Raw genomic sequence first — 16,257 nt, 5'->3', positions numbered from 1 at the left:
TGCCAACCCAGCCCTCCCGTTCGGGATGAGCCTGCCGAGGCCAGGGCCTGCTTTGGCGCCAACCCTTCTGGCAAGAAGCTCGGGGCAAACGGATTCATGGCCGATATCGGCGCACCCCAACAAACCACTTACCACTTCAAGGAGACACACAGATGATCGACAACTTTGCCGGCAAAACCGCCGTCCTCACCGGCGCAGGCTCGGGCTTTGGCCTCGAATGCGCGCGCATTGGCGCCCGCCTGGGCATGAACCTGGTGCTGGTGGATGTGCAGCAGGACGCGCTGGACGCCGCCGCCGCGGAGATGCAAGCCGCCGGTGCCCAGGTGCTGGCGCGCAAGGTAGACGTATCGAGTGCCGCGCAGATGGAGCAACTGGCTGCGGATGTGGAGCAGCGCTTTGGCGCGCCGCACCTGGTGTTCAACAACGCCGGCGTGGGCGCGGGCGGCCTGGTATGGGAGAACTCGGTCAAGGACTGGGAATGGGTGCTGGGCGTGAACCTGTGGGGCGTGGTGCACGGCGTGCGCCTGTTCACGCCCATGATGCTGGCCGCGGCCAAGGCCGACCCGGCCTGGCGCGGCCACATCGTCAACACCGCCAGCATGGCGGGCCTGCTGGCGGCGCCCAACATGGGCATCTACAACGTGAGCAAACACGCAGTGGTGAGCTTGTCGGAGACGCTGTACCAGGACTTGTCGCTGGTCACCGACCAAATCAAGGCCAGCGTGCTGTGCCCGTTCTTCGTGCCCACCGGCATCCACCAGAGCCACCGCAACCGGCCCGACGACATGCCGGCCGAGAAGCCCACCAAGAGCCAGCTCATCGGCCAGGCCATGAGCGACAAGGCCGTAACCAGCGGCAAGGTGACCGCCGCCGAAGTGGCGCAAAAGGTGTTCGACGCTGCGGCCCAGGGCCAGTTCTACATCTACAGCCACCCCAAGGCCATCGCTTCGGTGCAGGTGCGCATGGAAGACATCATGCTGGGCCGCAACCCGACCGATCCTTTTGCGGGCAAGCCGGAAGTCGGCGCGCAGCTGCGCACGGCTTTGAGGGCTGAATAGGCCTCCAGCGCTTGTTAAACAAGCGCTGATAGCTATCAAAGAAGTAGCAAATGCCCCCGGAGCCACACGACGCTGACACCACCGCCTGCACCCCAGGCGAAGCGCGCGGCTATGCGCTGTTTGCCACGGCGGTGGGCCATTGCGGCATGGCTTGGCAGGGCGCGTTGCTGGTGGGCGTGCAGCTGCCCGAGGACGCGGGCGAGGCCCAGACACGCGCCCGTATGCAGCGCCGGTTTCCGCATCTGGCCGAGTGCGCAATGCCACCCCAGGTGGCGGCGTGGGCGAGCCGCGTGGTGGCCCTGCTGGCTGGCGTGCACGACGACCTGTGCGATGTGCCCCTGGCGTTGGAGGCCGTGCCGCCCTTCAACGCCCGCGTGTACGCATTGGCCCGCCGCATTCCGCCCGGCAAGACGATGACGTATGGCGAGATGGCCGCGGCGCTGGGCGAGCCCGGTGCGGCGCGTGCCGTGGGCCAGGCGCTGGGGCACAACCCGTTTGCGCCCGTGGTGCCCTGCCACCGCATCCTGGCAGCCCAGGGCAAGACGGGTGGGTTTTCAGCAGGCGGCGGCGCGGCCACCAAGATGCGCATGCTCGACATCGAGGGCGCCTTTGCGCACGAGACGCTGGCGCTGTTTGCGCCCAGAGACTGAGGCGGTGTTCGACGCCTTTTTGCGCGTGGCATCGGTGCGTGCCGCACTGGGCCCTGTTCAGCCGCGTTTCTTGAGCAACGCCGATCCGCTGCTGGCCATCGCCAGCTCCTCGGTGGTGGCCAACAGCGCCGGGCCCAGGGCGAACATGCGCTCTTCGGTCAGCCGCACCAGCGGCCCGGCGATGGTGACCACGCCGATGACCGCGCCGTTGTGGCTGCTGCGAATGGGCGCGGCCATGGCCGTCATGGCCGGCGCAAACACTTCCACGATCATGCTGAAGCCGCGTTCGCGCGCCGCCTCCAGGTAGGCCAGCAGCGCCTTCACCGTGGTGGGCGCGTTCGGGCCGTAGTCCTCGGGCTTGCCAAAACCGCGCTTGGCCACCCGCGCCAGCGCGTCCTCGTCGCTCATCGTCGACAGCCAGGCATGGCCGGCCGAGCTGCACGACAAGTTCACTGACAAGCCCATGTCCGGGTCGTAGCGCAGGCCGCGCACAGCGCCCTGGGCCTTGGCCACAAAGGTCAGCTCGTCCCCATCCACCACCGCCAAGCGGACCAGCTCGCCGGAGTCTGCCGCCAGTCGGTCGAGCAGCGGCTGGGCGATGTCGACGATGCCGCTGGCGCTGAGGAAGCCCAGGCCCAGCGAGACGAGCTTGATCGTCAGCATGTAGTTGCCCTGGCTGCGGTCCTGGCGCACGTAGCCGCAGCGGATGAGCTCGGCCAGGAGGCGGTGCGTGGCGCTCAGCGGCATGTCCAGTTCGGACGCAAGGCTCGACAAGGCTTTGCCCTCGGGGTGGGGCGCGAGGTGTTCCAGGACTTTGAAGCTGCGCTCAAGGATGCTGCTCATGGGCAAGGCTTTCGATCAAAGGGGGGCGGGGTCTGGCCAAGTTTGTCTCGGCCGCAATGTAGCAAAACTGCCAAAGGGTTTCTACTATGGAAACAGTTTCCACTTATTTCTACGATGCGTCTCCAAGGGCTCAGCTGTTCACCGTTTGGTCTTTCCGCTGAGTCCGCGCCACCGTAGTCCCCCTTTTTGATGGAGATGCCCTGTGAGAAAAACCGCCTGCCTTCTGGCAACTGCCGGCCTGTTCCTTTTGCTGGCCTGGCCCGCCGCAGCCCAGCAAGAGCGCGTGATCCGCTTTGGCCATCTCAACAATGCCGACCACCCGGTGAGCTTTGGCGTGAAGCGCTTTGCCGAACTGCTGTCGGCCAAGAGCGGGGGCAAGCTCAAGGTGCAGGAGTACCCCGCATCGCAGCTGGGCAATGAGCTGCAGCAGCAGTCGGCCCTGCAGGGCGGCGTGCAGCAGATGTCCGCACCTGCCACCACGTCGCTGGCCGGCATCGTCAAAGAGTTCGGGCTGGTGGACTTTCCTTTTGCCGTGGCCAACTTCGAGCAGGCCGACGCGCTGCTCGACGGCCCGCTGGGCCAAGCGCTGATCGCCAAACTGCCCGAGAAGGGCCTGATCGCCCTGGGCTACTGGGACCTGGGCTTTCGCAACGTCACCAACAGCAAGCGGCCCATCACCCGCGCCGAAGACTTCGACGGCCTCAAGCTGCGCGTGATCCCCAACCCCGTGTTCCTCGACACCTTCAAGGCCTTCAAGGCCAACCCCGTGCCCATGCCGTTTGCCGAGCTGTACGGCGCACTGGAGGCCAAGGCCGTGGACGGCCAGGAAAACCCGTTTGCCGTGATCCTGTCCAACAAGATGTTCGAGGTGCAGAAATACGTGAGCGCCACCAACCACGTGTACGCCGCCAACATCGTGCTGGTGAGCAAGAAGTTCTGGGACCAGCTCACGCCGGCCGAGCAAAAGATGATGCACGACGCCGCCAACGAGTCGCGTGCCTACCAGCGCCAGGTGAGCCGCGCCGCAGCGCAACGGGCCGTGGGCGACCTGCAGGCCAAGGGCATGCAGTTCAACGCCGTCACGGTGGCCGAGCAAAAGCGCATGCAGCAGATCGCCAAGCCCGTGGTCGACAAGTTCGCCGCCAGCTACGACCCGGCCATCGTGCAGCTCTACACGAGCGAGCTGGCCCGCATCGGCAAGAAGTAGTCCGCATCACGTCCCACCACATTGCATTGCATCGCAACCAGTTCACTGACCGAGCCCGCACCATGAAGATCCTTGTGCTCCACGGCCCCAACCTCAACCTGTTCGGCCGCCGCGAACCCCACATCTACGGCACGACCACGCTGGCGCAGATCAACGAGCGCCTGCAAAAGCTCGCGGCTGAGCTGGGGGTGGAACTGGCCATCCTGCAATCCAACCACGAAGGCGTGCTGATCGACTTTTTGCACGACCACATCGACGCCGCGCAGGGCGCGCTGGTCAACCCCGCGGGCCTTACCCAGCATGGCGTGCCGCTGCACGACGCGATCAAGGCCATGCCGTTCCCGGTGATCGAGGTGCACATGTCCAACATCGCCGCGCGCGAGGCCTGGCGCGCGCATTCCATCATCTCGCCGGCTGTCAAGGCCACGGTGCAGGGCTTCGGGCCGCACTCGTACCTGGCCGGGCTGCGATCGCTGGTGGAAAGCCTGCGGGAAGCTGCGGGGACTTGAGGCGCACAACGGAGCGGGGCGCCCGGCAGACAGTGCGTGCTTTCGCTCCCTCTTGCCAGCAGCCGTGCTGCGCAGGTGCTTGGCGCTTTGGGGTGGAAGGAAGTGGCCTCCTGAAACCGTCGAGCCGGCGGCGTTGTTGAACCCGCCGACCACCTCTTTGCGCAGGGTCATCCCGCCTTCTCAGCGGTGCAAACCGGGTGTTACATTCAAACGCGCCTGCCGCCACCCTGGCGCCCCGAGCCCTTCGCCGGCGCTTTCAACCCGCACCCCAAGGACCCCCGCATGCACCCGGACCGCGCGCGACTCATCCGCATGCTTTTCGATGAGTACATCGAGATGTATGCCGCGCGCGATGTCCGGCTGCTCGAGCGCTTCAGTGAAAACTTCAGCGGCTTCTCCGGTAGCGGCGAGCAGCTCGTCAAGACGCGCGCCGGGTGGATCGAGGTCACGCGGCAGGACTTTGCGCAGGTGCCCACGCGCATCGGCATCGAGCTGGTGGACCTCTTCGTGCAGGATCTGGGCGACGACCTGCTGGCCGCCACCGCGTTTTTTCACATCCACTTGCCTATCCCTGACACGACGTTTGCGCAGGAGACGGCGCGCAAGGTGGTGCTGTTTCGCCGCGAGGTGGGCGAGGGTCAGCACAACAAAGACGGCGAAGACCGCGGAGCACGCAGCGCGGGCGACTGGAAGATCGCCCACGTGAGCGTTTCCATTCCGTTCGGCAGGGCCCGCAGGAATGCCATCCGCCCCATTGAGGAGCTGCTGCAGCGCAACCAAGAACTGGAAGCGCTGGTGCAGGAACGCACCCAGGCGCTGGAGGAATCACTACAACGCGTGGAGCTGCTGCTTCACACCGACACCCTCACGGGCATCGCCAACCGCCGGCACCTTGACGAAGCCCTGGCACGCGAATGGGCGCGCGCGCAGCGGGGCCAGACGCCGCTGGCGCTCATCCTGCTGGACGTGGATGGGCTCAAGCACTTCAACGGCCACTACGGGCACCTGGCGGGCGACGCCTGCCTGCAGGCGCTGGCCCTCACGCTCGTGCAGACGGGTGCACGCCGCGACGGCGACTTGGCGGCGCGGTTCGGCGGCGAGGAGTTCGTGGTGCTGCTGCCGGGCCTGGACCTGGCGGCCGCGGCCGAGGTGGCCCGCACTATCCAGACCGCCATCGTGCAGCTAGCGCTGCCGCACGAAGGCGCGCCGGCCGGCGTCGTCACCGCGAGCTTTGGCGTAGCCAGCCTGGCGCCGCAGCGCGACGATGTGGCCGAGCAACTGCTGCGCGAGGCCGACCGCGCGATGGTCCGCGCGAAGCAAGCCGGGGGCAACCGGATCGAGTTAGCGCAGGCTTGGGGTGCCGGTTCGGTGAGAAACGACGTTGATCTTTAGGGAAAGTCGTCAGCAGTCGCACCGAAGCGCCCGGGTTGCGCTGATGAATTTCCGTTGCGTGAGCAAAGTAGATTTGCTAGCTTGAATTTTGCTCACTGCTCTTCGGGAAGGCGTGAGTTTGGAGCAAATGGAAGCGCTGGCGCTGATTCGAGGACCGAAATCGGCCACAACCAGCCGTTCGCGACAGCGAGTAAATTGGACCGGAAGCGGCCGGTCTGGGACTCTGACCACGGGCCGAATTTCGCACAATGCGAAAAATCGTGCCGAATCAGTGAGATGACACGTGCCAAGAAAATTCTTCAACTTGTGCTTCGAGCGGCAGACCTCTCCAGACTCCGTGGGTGGGGCCTATCTGGCCCCGGAGGGCCAAGCTCTGCCGTGTTGCACCCAGTGCGACAGGCAGATGATTCCGTTTCTGCAGTTCGCGCTCCCCATTGCGGCCGAGCTCCCTTTCGTCGAAGGCAGCAGGTTGTCGGTACTCATGTGCCCCGAGCACAACGAAATTCCAAGCTTCGAATCGTTTGGTGCGCTTCCTCCAGCCTATTGGGAGCGAGGTGAAGGTCACTGGTACGCATCGCTGGAAAAGCCTGGAGCGACGCAGCGCGTGACGGGTCCCGCAATACTTCAGCCGGCTGAACTCGTACTGGCCGATCAACCCGACGACAAGGACTACCGCATCGCAGTCGGCGGTGCGCCCGACTGGGTACAGGATGCCGAAACCTTATTCTGCGCATGCGGCTCGCCGATGGAGTTCGTGTGCCAGGTCAGCGACGGTTTCGAATTCCCCAAGCTACCAAGCGCACCGGAGCAGCTGGACAGTTGCTCGGCAAGAAGCTATGTGCTTTTGCTTGGCAATGAGGTCTATGTGTTTGCGTGTACGCAGCAGTGCGATCCCCGAGCGGTGTGGATCACGGTTCAGAATTAGGCAAGAAGCTTTCGGCCGCTAACGGTCTTTAATCACACGCAACACCTGCACGCAGATCGTAAGCGCGCGGTCATCCCACCCTTGAATGCATTGACCTAAGCGGCAACGATGGTGTCCACCAAGCGTTAGGTGGACACCATGAATGAAGCCAAGAAGAAGACCCGCCGGAGATACGGCGCCGAGCTCAAGAAGCAGATCCTTGCCAAGTGCGCCGAGCCAGGCGCTTCGGTGGCCGGCATTGCCCTGTCGCACGGCATCAACGCCAACGTCGTGCACAAGTGGCGCCGCCAGGATGGCAACGCGCTGCCTGGACTGCAGGCCCCTGCATTCGTTCCTGTAGCGCTGCCGCCCGCGACGTGCGCGCCTGCACCAGACATCCGCATCGAGCTGCGCCGTGGCGCCACCAGCGTCTCGGTGACCTGGCCCCTGGCGGCGGCCGAGCAGTGCGGCGTGTGGATGCGAGAGCTGCTCAAGTGATCCGGGTGGATGCACTGTGGCTGGCCACTGAACCTCTGGACATGCGAGCTGGGACCGAGACGGCGCTGGCGCGCGTGGTGTCGGTCTTCGGCGCAGCGCGCCCGCACCACGCCTATCTCTTCGCCAATCGACGCGCCAACCGCATGAAGGTGCTGGTGCACGATGGCATTGGTGTGTGGCTGGCGGCGCGGCGCCTGAACAGCGGCAAGTTCGTCTGGCCGCGTGATGCGGCAAGCACCGCCTCGCTCACCCGCGCGCAGTTCGATGCGCTGGTGCTGGGCCTGCCCTGGCAGCGCCTGGCAGACGGCGGAGTCATCACCGTGGTCTGACTCTGAAGCGCGGACCGGTGCTTGCCAATTGGGGCATGCGCCAATGGTGCGCATGTGCCAGTGCTGGCACAGTGAATGCCCATGGTGGTCGAGCCTCAATCCCTGCAGAGCCTGAGCGCAGAAGAGCTGCGTGAGCTGACCACGCGCCTCATGACGCAGCTGCGCCACCAGAGCGCGCTGCTGGACAAACTCACGCACGAGAACGCGCTCTTGAAGCGCATGAAGTTTGCCGCTCAGTCCGAACGCTTCAACCCCGAGCAGAAGAGCCTGCTCGAAGACGAGATCGAAGCTGACCTGGCGGCCGTGGCCACGGAGATCGATGCGCTGCAGGAAGCGCAGGCACCAGCCAAGCTGGAAGAGAAGAAGGTTCCCAAACGCGCGCCGCTGCCATCGAGCCTGCCGCGGCGCGAGATCCGCCACGAGCCCGAATCCACCTTGTGCCAGTGCGGCTGCCAGATGAAGCGCGTGGGCGAGGACGTGGCCGAGAAGCTGGACTACGTGCCTGGTGTGTTCACCGTGGAGCGCCACATCCGGGGTAAGTGGGCTTGCGCGAAGTGCGAGACGCTCACCCAAGTGCCTGTCGATCCTCACGTTATCGACAAGGGCATCCCCACCACCGGTCTATTGGCGCAGGTGCTGGTGGCCAAGTACGCCGATCACCTGCCGCTGTACCGCCAGGAAGCGATCTTCGGCCGAGCTGGTCTCGCCATCCCACGCTCGACGTTGGCGCAATGGGTGGGCTCCTGCGGCGTGCAGCTGCAGCCGCTGGTGGATGCCATGAGAAACGAGCTGCTGCAGCACCGCGTGCTGCATGCCGACGAGACGCCGGTGTCCATGCTCAAACCGGGCAATGGCAAGACGCACCGCGCATACCTCTGGGCCTACGCCACGGGGGCCTTCGAGGACACGAAGGTGGTCGTCTACGACTTCTGTGAATCACGCTCGGGCGAACACGCCCGGCGCTTCCTGGGTGACTGGAGAGGCAGCCTCACCTGTGACGACTTCAGCGGCTACAAGGCCTTGATCGCCAGCGGCGTGACCGAGGTTGGCTGCCTGGCGCACGCGCGGCGCAAGTTCTTCGATCTGCATGCGGCCAATCAAAGTCAGATCGCAGAGTTCGCGCTGCAGCAGTTCGGTCGGGTCTACGAGATTGAGCGTGAAGTCAAGGAGCTCAGCGCCGATCATCGCCAAGCCATCCGGCAACAGCAAACGAAGCCGCTGCTCGATGCCTTGCACCGGTGGATGCTGCTGCAACGCCAGAAGGTGCCTGAGGGTTCTGCAAGCGCCAAGGCGCTGGACTACAGCCTACGGCGCTGGGAAGCGTTGACGCGGTTCGTCGATGACGGGCAGCTGCCCGCGGACAACAACTGGATCGAGAACCAGATTCGGCCCATCGCCATTGGCCGCAATAACTGGCTCTTCGCTGGCAGCCTGCGCGCGGGCCAGCGGGCGGCGGCCGTCATGAGCCTGATCCAGTCAGCGCGAATGAATGGCCACGACCCGTATGCCTACCTGCACGATGTGATGGCACGCCTGCCCATGCAGCGCGCCAGCCGCATTCAAGATCTGTTGCCACATTACTGGCAGTCCACCACTGCTTCAAATCTGTAGAGGGGGCGACTGCCTCACCATTGCCGCGATCAGCGGGCAGCGGACCTTGCCTCTCCCAGAACCGCAGAGATCGATCAGTTCAGAGAGTACGGCTTCCATTCGGTGCAGGTCTGCAAGCTTGAGTTGAACTTCGGCGAGTTTGGACTCCGCGTGTGTACGGGCTTGAGCGCAGCTCGCACCATCGTCGAGTTGCAGCAACTGCGCGGTCTCATCCAGGCTGAACCCCAGCCGCTTCGCAGTCTTGATGAAATGCAATCGCGATAGGTCATTTCGATCATATCGCCGAATGCTGCCCTGGGGCCGTTCTGGCTCGGGCATCAGCTCCTTGCGTTGGTAGAACCGTATGGTCTCTACATTGACACCGGCCGCCTTGGCCAGATCACCAATGGTCAAGCCGGGGTGGGCATGCGGAAGAGGAAGGCTCATGGTGCTTGACTCCGTACCAATGTACGGGACTAAGCTTAAGCCATGTCAACAAAATCTACCGATAGCTCTGACCGTTCCGCTCGCGGTGGCAAGGCTTTGATCGCGGGGGGCCTGTCCGCGCTCTTGGCGTCGGCCTGCTGTCTTGGCCCTCTGGTGCTGATCATGCTGGGCATCTCTGGGGCATGGATCAGCACGTTGACGCTGCTGGAGCCGTACCAACCACTGTTCATTGGTGCAGCCACTATCGCCTTGATCTTTGCGGCGCGCCGGTTATGGCGCCCGGTTGTGGCCTGTGAAGCGGGACAGGTATGTCAGCGGCCGATGGTCAGCCTCTCCTACAAGGTGCTGTTTGCCATGGTGACCCTGTTACTGGTGGCCGCGCTGGTGTTCCCCCTGTTCGCCCACTGGTTCTACTGATGAAAGGCTCCGACATGAAGCGGTTGATCATGACCACTGCAGCAGTCTTGCTGCTGACGCCCGGCTGGGCTGCCCAACAGAGCGTCACTCTTTCGGTGCCCGGCATGAGTTGTGCCACTTGCCCCATCACGGTGAAGAAGGCACTGACCCAGATTGACGGAGTCATTGGCGTCAAATCCAACCTGGCCAAACGAGAGACCACGGTGGTCTTTGATGACACCAGGGTCAAGGTGGACGTGCTGACCAAGGCCACCGCGGAAGCCGGGTTCCCGTCATCTGTTGCCGCGGCAAAGCCATGACAGGTTTGATCTTGGACTCTGTTCTGACATGCCCAGTGTGTGGGCATGCCAAGAACGAAACAATGCCGACGGACGCGTGCCAATGGTTCTACGAGTGTGAAAGGTGCCACACCGTCTTGCGTCCAAAACCGGGCGATTGTTGTGTGTTCTGCTCGTTCGGTTCGGTGCCGTGCCCTCCAATCCAAGCCGGTGGCGACGACACCTGCTGCGGTTCCAAAACGTAGAGGTTCGCCTACTCAGCAACCTTCAACTACAGATCAATGTGGGATGCCCGGACGCTTACCGCAGATCGAACAGGGCTGCTCCTGGAAATTTTTGCACATGAATGCAATAGAACTTCGAACGCTTGCCGAGTGCTGGATCGCCTATTGGCAAGCCGACAAGAGTTCGCCTGACAAAGAAGCTCTTTCATGGGTGTTTGATCGCGAGTGGGATTTGGTGCGAAATGAGCCTCTACTAGCGTGGTCCATGATTCTAGAAATTCTGAAACTCGACACAAGCAACAAGATTCAAGAGGTTTTATCGGCGGGTCCCTTGGAGGACCTTTTGGATAAGCATGGCTACTTGGTCATTGAGCTAGTTGAAGCAGAGGCCAAGAAAAATCCTAAATTCGCCCAGTTGCTTGGCGGCGTTTGGGAAAGTTCTATGGCGGAAGAAATTTGGGCCAGGGTGCAAGCTGCTTGGGACCGTCGGGGTTGGGATGGAGTCCCTGTTGAATAGACTTTTGATAAGGGGGTCGGCGCCTGCTTCGTTAGTGACTCGGCATACTGGAATATTCAAGAGCAGCTAAGGCTAGCGTCCTCCGCCGTGGGGCAGAATTCGACCAGAAGCGGACATTTAAAATGGACAACGTCACAGCCTACGACCTCCCCACGGACGCCGAAATTTCTGCGATTGAATCGGTACTCAGCTTCAAATTCCCGATGGCGTATCGCGAGTTTTTGAAATCTGGCGGGGACGTTCACAACGCCTTGTACGAACCGGCACTAGTTCGGCCTGGGATAGAGCGTCTGTATCTCCCCAACGTCGCCAAGGAGGCGTGGGAACGTGATGTAGTACCGCGCGGCTGGCTCCCATTCATCCAGGACAACGGCGACTATTTCCTTGTGTCTCCAAGTGGTGAGGTTGCGTTCTGGTCGCACAACGGCCGGTCACAGGAAAGCTGGCCGTCTTTCGAGGATTGGTTCAAGCAATGCTGCGTTGAGCGGCGGTGAAACGCAGAACGGAATGTCGGCTCAACGTGAGATAGCCGGTGAGCGGGTTCGCGAAAAGCCACATGTCTTCAACAATGGACTCAGTGGTATTGACTTAGTGATGGCGCAATCGATTCCAGCCTGCCGTCCGTACGAAAACGCAGGATTTGCGGTGCGGGGGGCGGCGTTGCAACCTTTTTACCTGGGCAAGTCTCGTAAAACCCGGCTGTCATTTTTGCATCCATCCGGGCGCGCAGTTCAGTGTGAAACTGGACCATCTTTGGTGCTGTGTGCGCGCCGCACATCGTTACTTGGACCACCTTCGGCTTTTGGCGGACCACCTCATCCACGATGGGCGTGGCGAGGGGCGATTTGACAGTACCCGTCTTGTATTCGTCGGATGAGATCCAGACATGGACGGGGTCTGCGGCACCGAAGCACCCAGCAAGCAGCGCAAGCACAGCGGTTAAGGAGAGCAGTTTTCGGTGAAACATGAGTAGGGACCAGACCCATCCTTTGCAGGGCAGTGGCTAGTTGGTGTTGCTGGCAAACGAAGTCTGAGACAGCCAAACGGGGCGCGGCGTCGATCTCTGAGACAGCCTACGGTCCGGTTCCGGCCACAACCGGACCTTCGCCCCAATGACAAATTCACGAACCGAGCTTGAGGCTGCGGCGGGCAAACTGATAAGTGCGATTCAAAAGGAGTGGCATTCCGAAGCTGGGGAGCCGGGGTCGGCCGCGAGCGAGGCAGTCATGCATTCCGCCCACCAACTGCTGCAGGCCAGCAAGTCCGGGTCGCTTGCGACCGTCATTGGCTCAGGCTCCGTATCCTCATACCTGGGCATCCAATGGGTCCAGGAGCATCCGCGCGTTGTGCCCTATATTGCGGCACTAGAAGCCGCCTGTTGAACATCAGCTGCAGTCGGCCAGAAGCGGACATCTCCAGAGTGCGGGAGCAGCCGTTCAGTTTTGGATGGCGCGATGAGCCTCCAGCGTCGCGCTATGTTTGCAATCTTGCCGTCCAAGAGAGTGGTGACAACCGCCGTTGGATTGCCCAGCCACGCAGCGACGTAGATTCCGGTCGACATTGGTCCATGTAGGCGCGGTCAGTCGCAACAGGACTATCGGGAATGGACGAATGCGCCCCCAACGGAAATGAGAAACACCAGGACTACCATAATGCCAACCGCGACGGCAAGTCCCGCTGCTGTCACCCGTTGTCCACGCGCCATTGCGACCACACCCACCAAAAGCACGCAGGCCACTCCGGCAAGAATGCGGCCGGTGAATAGGCAAAGTACTGATGCCCCAGCCAGAATATAAATAGTGATCTGGCGTGGATGATTGCTGAATACACCGTTGAAATGACGAACTGAGCTTCGCATGATCCAGGGCACAGCCATGAACCATTGGAAGTACCCAGCTAGCACTGCCGCAGCCCAGAGCGAAAAAACACTTATGAAGGGATCGGATGCAAGGCCGAGCGCCCCGGCCACGCCTACCTTTGCTGCCACCAGGGCTAGGAAGCCAGCGGGGGCAGTTAGAAGAATTAGGAGCCAAGTGAATGCAATCGACATGTTCGGCATGTCACGCCGTACGAACGCGAAGAGCAGTACTGCCATGCAGAGTAGTAGCCAGGTGATGGCCAAAATTCGCCCGCCGAATGACCGTGGAAATGTATTCATCTAAAGTTGACAGTCACGTTTTAGGCTCCAAGCAATTGAGGCAGGCTCGGTGACCGCTGTCGGGAAGTTTATCCACTGTCGGCTTCGGGCCCAAAGCTGAAGCTCAATCCTCGCCGAAGGCGCGTGCGCGAGTAGTCCTCAGCCAAACATCATCGGGCGGTCCATTGAAACCAACTACGGCGTCAACGCCGCATCGGGGGCAGATGGCCGTTTGATTCTGGTTGTCTACATCGCACCATTCAATGATGGTGCTCGGCGCATATTTCTCTAGGCAGTAGTAGCACGCGGCGACCTCACTGCGAAGGAGCGCATCGCGGTGCAACATTGATTCGCAAGTTCTACCCATAAGTGCAGTGTCTCAAGGTGATTTTGGGATTTTTGGCTGATGCAACGCCACTTGCCGGGGATCCGCTGCTGGCCGGATTCTGCCCCACGGCGAGGGACGCTAGCGGGCCTTAAGCAGGCCTACCATTTACTCCATAGCTGACATTGGCGGGGCAGCCAAAGCACCCGGCACAACCCTGTCAGCATCCAACGCTTCGGGCCCGTAGATGTCGACGGACAACTGTATGCCGCGCTGCCCCAATGCGACCATGGTCGCGGGCGAAATCGCCACACCCTCGTTTCCGCTACCCATGAACCATCCGCAGAACAAGTCAATGCGAAACCGAGCCGCAATGCCGCTCCAGACTGACAAGTCTGAAGTGACTTGTCCAAGCAACTCAGAAACCTGATGGTCGAGATTCTCTGGCTTGGTCTCCGTCGCGCATAGACGCCACATGCCAGAGTTTCTCGTGAGTGTGCGCCCCGATGGACCCGTTGAGAGATGCTGCCCTTTTGCATGACCCGACGTCGGCTCTGCCCCAAGCAGTCTCGAGACTTCCTCGGGAAGAAGTTCGTCGCCCATGATGCGCAATGTCGCCACAGACCGCGCTAGATGTGCCATCAATGATGCCTATTCAGATTGACAAGGGACCGCTGTTGGCCGTTATTGGTCATGCAGGAGATGTACCCTCGACCCAAATGGTCTGCCCGGGGTGATGCTCTTCGATAGTGCCTACAGCGTCATCCAGCAGAAACCGATCCCTTAACTCATAGATAAAACGAGTGCATTTAGGCGTGGGTAGCGCGGCCCATGCTTCCTCTGAAATCGCATCGGCACCACCCCAAACCGCGTCACCGGTCCCTGCTGCATGCAGCGCTTGAGCTAGGCCCTCTGAGGTTATTGCAAGGTAGACCATATGAAGATTGAAGATTGAAGATTCGAAGGCGTCTTGCGGGGCTTCGCCTAAGACCGCTTCTGCCGAATTCTGCCCGACTGCGAGGGCGGTAGCGGGCCCAAAGGCGCCGTTGAGATTGCTCCGCAGGCGGCCGATCCAGAGTGCCGCAATCCAAGAAGCCGTCCTATTAATACCCGATTCGCATTCTGTTCCCTCGACACTAAGCCACATGGAAAAGCCATTGCTCGTATCTCCCTTGGTAGGGGAGCGTCAAATGACCGCGCTGATGAATTTCGCTTTGTGTTGTTATCCAAGCGGTCTCAGCCGCGAAATCCGTGCGGGTGCAGATCCAAACGCACAAGACCAAAACGGTTACACCGCTCTGATGTGGCTCTGTCGAATGCATGACAACCACTTTCGCGAACGCAAGAGGATGTTTCGCAGCCTAGTCAGGCATGGCGCTTCAGTAAACCTCCTCGACACGGCAGGCCTAGACATACTTGCGCACGCACTAGACGGCCCAGAGCGCCGCTTTAGGAGATTCGTTCGAGCGGAAGTGCGCCGCATCCGAAAGGCGCAGCGTTGTGCCGCAGGGTCTAAGCCGCGGGCCGCGCTTGGCCGAATTCTGCCCCCGCCGAAGGACCCCAGCGCGCCAAAAGCCGACCTGGCTTCAACCTTCAGTAGACCAAGTTGAAGCCAGCAGCTGGGCGTTGGAGTAGGTTCGCAAATATCTGTCGGCTTGCTCTTGAGACACGCCCACCAGAAGCGTGGCTGAAGAATCCCAGCACACGATCTCGAAGCAGGCCCCAGGCAACTGTGGACAAACGTCGGGCGGCCTCCAAAAGCTGGGATTTCCGTCAGCACTTGGGCGGCTGCCCACCTCAACGCGCACTCCAGGTGGGAACGCACTAAACACCGCCCAGATGAACTGTATCGGCTGTCCGAGTAAAGCCGACGCAAGCTCATCACCCGTCATCCAACTATCGCCTTTATTGAGAGCGGGGATCGACGCGTTGGTTTCAACGTCGCTCACATACCAGTCGTATGTTCGAGGGTTCACTCCCATAGCTGAGAAGGTCGCAGCCATATCTGTGAACCACGATATTTGCTCGGATTTTTCGAGAATGAGGTTCATGCCGATTGGAGTGCTCATGCAATGAACATTTCGAACGGGTTTTCGTCTCTGAACCCAAGGTCGACGTACCGACCTGTTGCCGCATCTGGCCCCCAGCAAGCCCCGAAGGACCCGGTCTGAAGGTCGTAGAACACCGACTGAGGGTCGTCCCTGACTACAAACCAGACTTGACGGATTCCACCAGTAAGTCCAAAGGCACTTGCTCGAAATTCCTCCAGTAGCACTGCTTGTTGCACGGGCTCGTCGAGACTTGCATTGACGAAACGGATCGCAGCATTGCCCTCAGGCAATACGGCGTGGGTCAAAAACGCTTTAAAGATGCGGCTGACCGTTTGCGATGTGGAAGAGGCATGGCAGGTAGGCAAGCAATTCCAATGTCGGCTACAGGCCGAATTCTGCCCTACGGCGAAGTGCGCTAGCGGGCCCTGACGCGACATAAAACTTCTGGAAAGCGGGCCTCCAGTTCACATTCGTCGCCTCTGCTCTAAGTTGGCAGCTACTGGCGAAACGAGCCCTTCTGTCCCACCATCTGTTTGAGATTCTTGAGCTTTCGAGGCGCGCGCTCAGTCCACAAAATTTCCGCCCCATCTTCCAGCTCCTCGTAGATTGGAAGGACATCGGTGATACCTACCAACTTCCATTGAACAGGTACGCCTTGAGTTCCGCCCTTGTATGGTTTCGCATTCTCGCGAGCTACCGTCATGCCCTTTTCATAGGCTTGTTCAAGGGCCGATGCACGTACGAGGATTGTGTTTTCCCACGACAGGAATCGAGCTTCATCATCGTCCTTTCGGTCGTCTTCCAACTCAACGAAGCGCATCAGATACGAGACCACATACCAGCCCACTGGGGAAAGATTTTTGTCGTGTGTCATCAAAAAC

General features: G+C 61.2%; 22 protein-coding genes. 15 read left to right on the top strand and 7 right to left on the bottom strand.

The features are described 5' to 3' along the window. The first annotated feature begins 152 nt into the window (after window positions 1-152). Together ACSQ3Q_RS13770 and ACSQ3Q_RS13765 are read left to right on the top strand one after the other, a co-directional pair. Window positions 153-1,058, top strand: a complete 906-nt coding sequence (locus tag ACSQ3Q_RS13770; protein WP_436134924.1) for an SDR family oxidoreductase — start codon at window positions 153-155, stop codon at window positions 1,056-1,058. 50 nt (window positions 1,059-1,108) lie between these two features. Continuing rightward, on the top strand, window positions 1,109-1,708 hold the full coding sequence (locus tag ACSQ3Q_RS13765; protein WP_436134923.1) for a methylated-DNA--[protein]-cysteine S-methyltransferase: 600 nt from the start codon (window positions 1,109-1,111) through the stop codon (window positions 1,706-1,708). A 57-nt stretch (window positions 1,709-1,765) separates the two neighbouring features. Here the strand turns inward: ACSQ3Q_RS13765 and ACSQ3Q_RS13760 are convergent, their stop codons facing one another. Then, window positions 1,766-2,551 carry an IclR family transcriptional regulator gene (locus ACSQ3Q_RS13760; RefSeq protein WP_436134922.1) on the bottom strand — a complete coding sequence of 262 codons (786 nt, stop codon included), beginning with the start codon at window positions 2,549-2,551 and terminating at the stop codon, window positions 1,766-1,768. Between the two features lie 202 nt (window positions 2,552-2,753). On the opposite strand from ACSQ3Q_RS13760, the gene ACSQ3Q_RS13755 reads away from it, so the two are divergent. The 7 genes from ACSQ3Q_RS13755 to tnpC all read left to right on the top strand — a co-directional run bounded on the left by ACSQ3Q_RS13755 (window position 2,754) and on the right by tnpC (window position 9,001). After that, window positions 2,754-3,758 (top strand): TRAP transporter substrate-binding protein, encoded by a 1,005-nt coding sequence (locus ACSQ3Q_RS13755; protein WP_436134921.1) that lies wholly within the window; start codon window positions 2,754-2,756, stop codon window positions 3,756-3,758. Between the two features lie 62 nt (window positions 3,759-3,820). Then, complete coding sequence (locus ACSQ3Q_RS13750; protein WP_436134920.1) at window positions 3,821-4,267, top strand: type II 3-dehydroquinate dehydratase; 447 nt, start codon at window positions 3,821-3,823, stop codon at window positions 4,265-4,267. A 282-nt stretch (window positions 4,268-4,549) separates the two neighbouring features. Next, entirely contained in the window at window positions 4,550-5,659 is a 1,110-nt protein-coding gene (locus tag ACSQ3Q_RS13745; RefSeq protein ID WP_436134919.1) for a diguanylate cyclase domain-containing protein, read from the top strand. 403 nt (window positions 5,660-6,062) lie between these two features. Then, window positions 6,063-6,584 carry a hypothetical protein gene (locus ACSQ3Q_RS13740; RefSeq protein WP_436134918.1) on the top strand — a complete coding sequence of 174 codons (522 nt, stop codon included), beginning with the start codon at window positions 6,063-6,065 and terminating at the stop codon, window positions 6,582-6,584. Between the two features lie 138 nt (window positions 6,585-6,722). Then, window positions 6,723-7,061 (top strand): IS66-like element accessory protein TnpA, encoded by a 339-nt coding sequence (tnpA, locus tag ACSQ3Q_RS13735; protein ID WP_436133460.1) that lies wholly within the window; start codon window positions 6,723-6,725, stop codon window positions 7,059-7,061. Then, a complete protein-coding gene (tnpB, locus tag ACSQ3Q_RS13730) occupies window positions 7,028-7,390 on the top strand; it encodes an IS66 family insertion sequence element accessory protein TnpB (protein WP_436133459.1) in 363 nt (120 codons plus the stop codon). Before tnpA ends, tnpB begins: the two co-directional genes overlap by 34 nt. Before the next feature lie 84 nt (window positions 7,391-7,474). After that, entirely contained in the window at window positions 7,475-9,001 is a 1,527-nt protein-coding gene (tnpC, locus tag ACSQ3Q_RS13725; protein ID WP_436136946.1) for an IS66 family transposase, read from the top strand. Here the strand turns inward: tnpC and merR are convergent. Beyond that, entirely contained in the window at window positions 8,990-9,427 is a 438-nt protein-coding gene (gene merR / locus ACSQ3Q_RS13720) for an Hg(II)-responsive transcriptional regulator (RefSeq protein WP_436133458.1), read from the bottom strand. The genes tnpC and merR overlap by 12 nt on opposite strands. A gap of 42 nt (window positions 9,428-9,469) precedes the next feature. On the opposite strand from merR, the gene merT reads away from it, so the two are divergent. The 5 genes from merT (at window position 9,470) to ACSQ3Q_RS13695 (ending at window position 11,357) form a co-directional block, all read left to right on the top strand. Then, window positions 9,470-9,844, top strand: coding sequence for a mercuric ion transporter MerT (gene merT / locus ACSQ3Q_RS13715; RefSeq protein ID WP_436133457.1), 375 nt, complete (start codon window positions 9,470-9,472; stop codon window positions 9,842-9,844). Then, window positions 9,844-10,143, top strand: a complete 300-nt coding sequence (gene merP / locus ACSQ3Q_RS13710; protein WP_436133456.1) for a mercury resistance system periplasmic binding protein MerP — start codon at window positions 9,844-9,846, stop codon at window positions 10,141-10,143. Before merT ends, merP begins: the two co-directional genes overlap by 1 nt. After that, window positions 10,140-10,367, top strand: coding sequence for a GDCCVxC domain-containing (seleno)protein (locus ACSQ3Q_RS13705; RefSeq protein ID WP_436133455.1), 228 nt, complete (start codon window positions 10,140-10,142; stop codon window positions 10,365-10,367). Before merP ends, ACSQ3Q_RS13705 begins: the two co-directional genes overlap by 4 nt. A gap of 97 nt (window positions 10,368-10,464) precedes the next feature. Continuing rightward, window positions 10,465-10,863: a DUF6869 domain-containing protein gene (locus tag ACSQ3Q_RS13700; RefSeq protein ID WP_436134917.1), complete on the top strand. Its 399-nt coding sequence runs from the start codon at window positions 10,465-10,467 to the stop codon at window positions 10,861-10,863. Between the two features lie 122 nt (window positions 10,864-10,985). Beyond that, window positions 10,986-11,357 (top strand): SMI1/KNR4 family protein, encoded by a 372-nt coding sequence (locus ACSQ3Q_RS13695; protein WP_436134916.1) that lies wholly within the window; start codon window positions 10,986-10,988, stop codon window positions 11,355-11,357. Window positions 11,358-11,437: 80 nt separating this feature from the next. Here ACSQ3Q_RS13695 and ACSQ3Q_RS13690 read toward each other — a convergent pair whose 3' ends face one another. The 3 genes from ACSQ3Q_RS13690 to ACSQ3Q_RS13680 form a co-directional block, all read right to left on the bottom strand. After that, a complete protein-coding gene (locus tag ACSQ3Q_RS13690; protein WP_436134915.1) occupies window positions 11,438-11,830 on the bottom strand; it encodes a hypothetical protein in 393 nt (130 codons plus the stop codon). 627 nt (window positions 11,831-12,457) lie between these two features. After that, entirely contained in the window at window positions 12,458-12,958 is a 501-nt protein-coding gene (locus tag ACSQ3Q_RS13685) for a hypothetical protein (RefSeq protein ID WP_436134914.1), read from the bottom strand. 535 nt (window positions 12,959-13,493) lie between these two features. Beyond that, entirely contained in the window at window positions 13,494-13,928 is a 435-nt protein-coding gene (locus ACSQ3Q_RS13680) for a DUF4279 domain-containing protein (RefSeq protein WP_436134913.1), read from the bottom strand. Between the two features lie 542 nt (window positions 13,929-14,470). Here ACSQ3Q_RS13680 and ACSQ3Q_RS13675 point away from each other — a divergent pair. Then, window positions 14,471-14,935, top strand: coding sequence for a hypothetical protein (locus tag ACSQ3Q_RS13675; RefSeq protein WP_436134912.1), 465 nt, complete (start codon window positions 14,471-14,473; stop codon window positions 14,933-14,935). Here the strand turns inward: ACSQ3Q_RS13675 and ACSQ3Q_RS13670 are convergent. Next, window positions 14,912-15,376 (bottom strand): hypothetical protein, encoded by a 465-nt coding sequence (locus ACSQ3Q_RS13670; protein WP_436134911.1) that lies wholly within the window; start codon window positions 15,374-15,376, stop codon window positions 14,912-14,914. The genes ACSQ3Q_RS13675 and ACSQ3Q_RS13670 overlap by 24 nt on opposite strands. A gap of 496 nt (window positions 15,377-15,872) precedes the next feature. Next, a complete protein-coding gene (locus tag ACSQ3Q_RS13665; RefSeq protein ID WP_436134910.1) occupies window positions 15,873-16,250 on the bottom strand; it encodes a DUF4288 domain-containing protein in 378 nt (125 codons plus the stop codon). Between the last annotated feature and the right edge of the window lie 7 nt (window positions 16,251-16,257).

Origin of the sequence: Acidovorax sp. LjRoot129 (assembly GCF_964253765.1) — a bacterium.
Taxonomy (GTDB): domain Bacteria; phylum Pseudomonadota; class Gammaproteobacteria; order Burkholderiales; family Burkholderiaceae_C; genus Acidovorax.
This window is presented reverse-complemented; position numbering and strand designations above follow the sequence as displayed.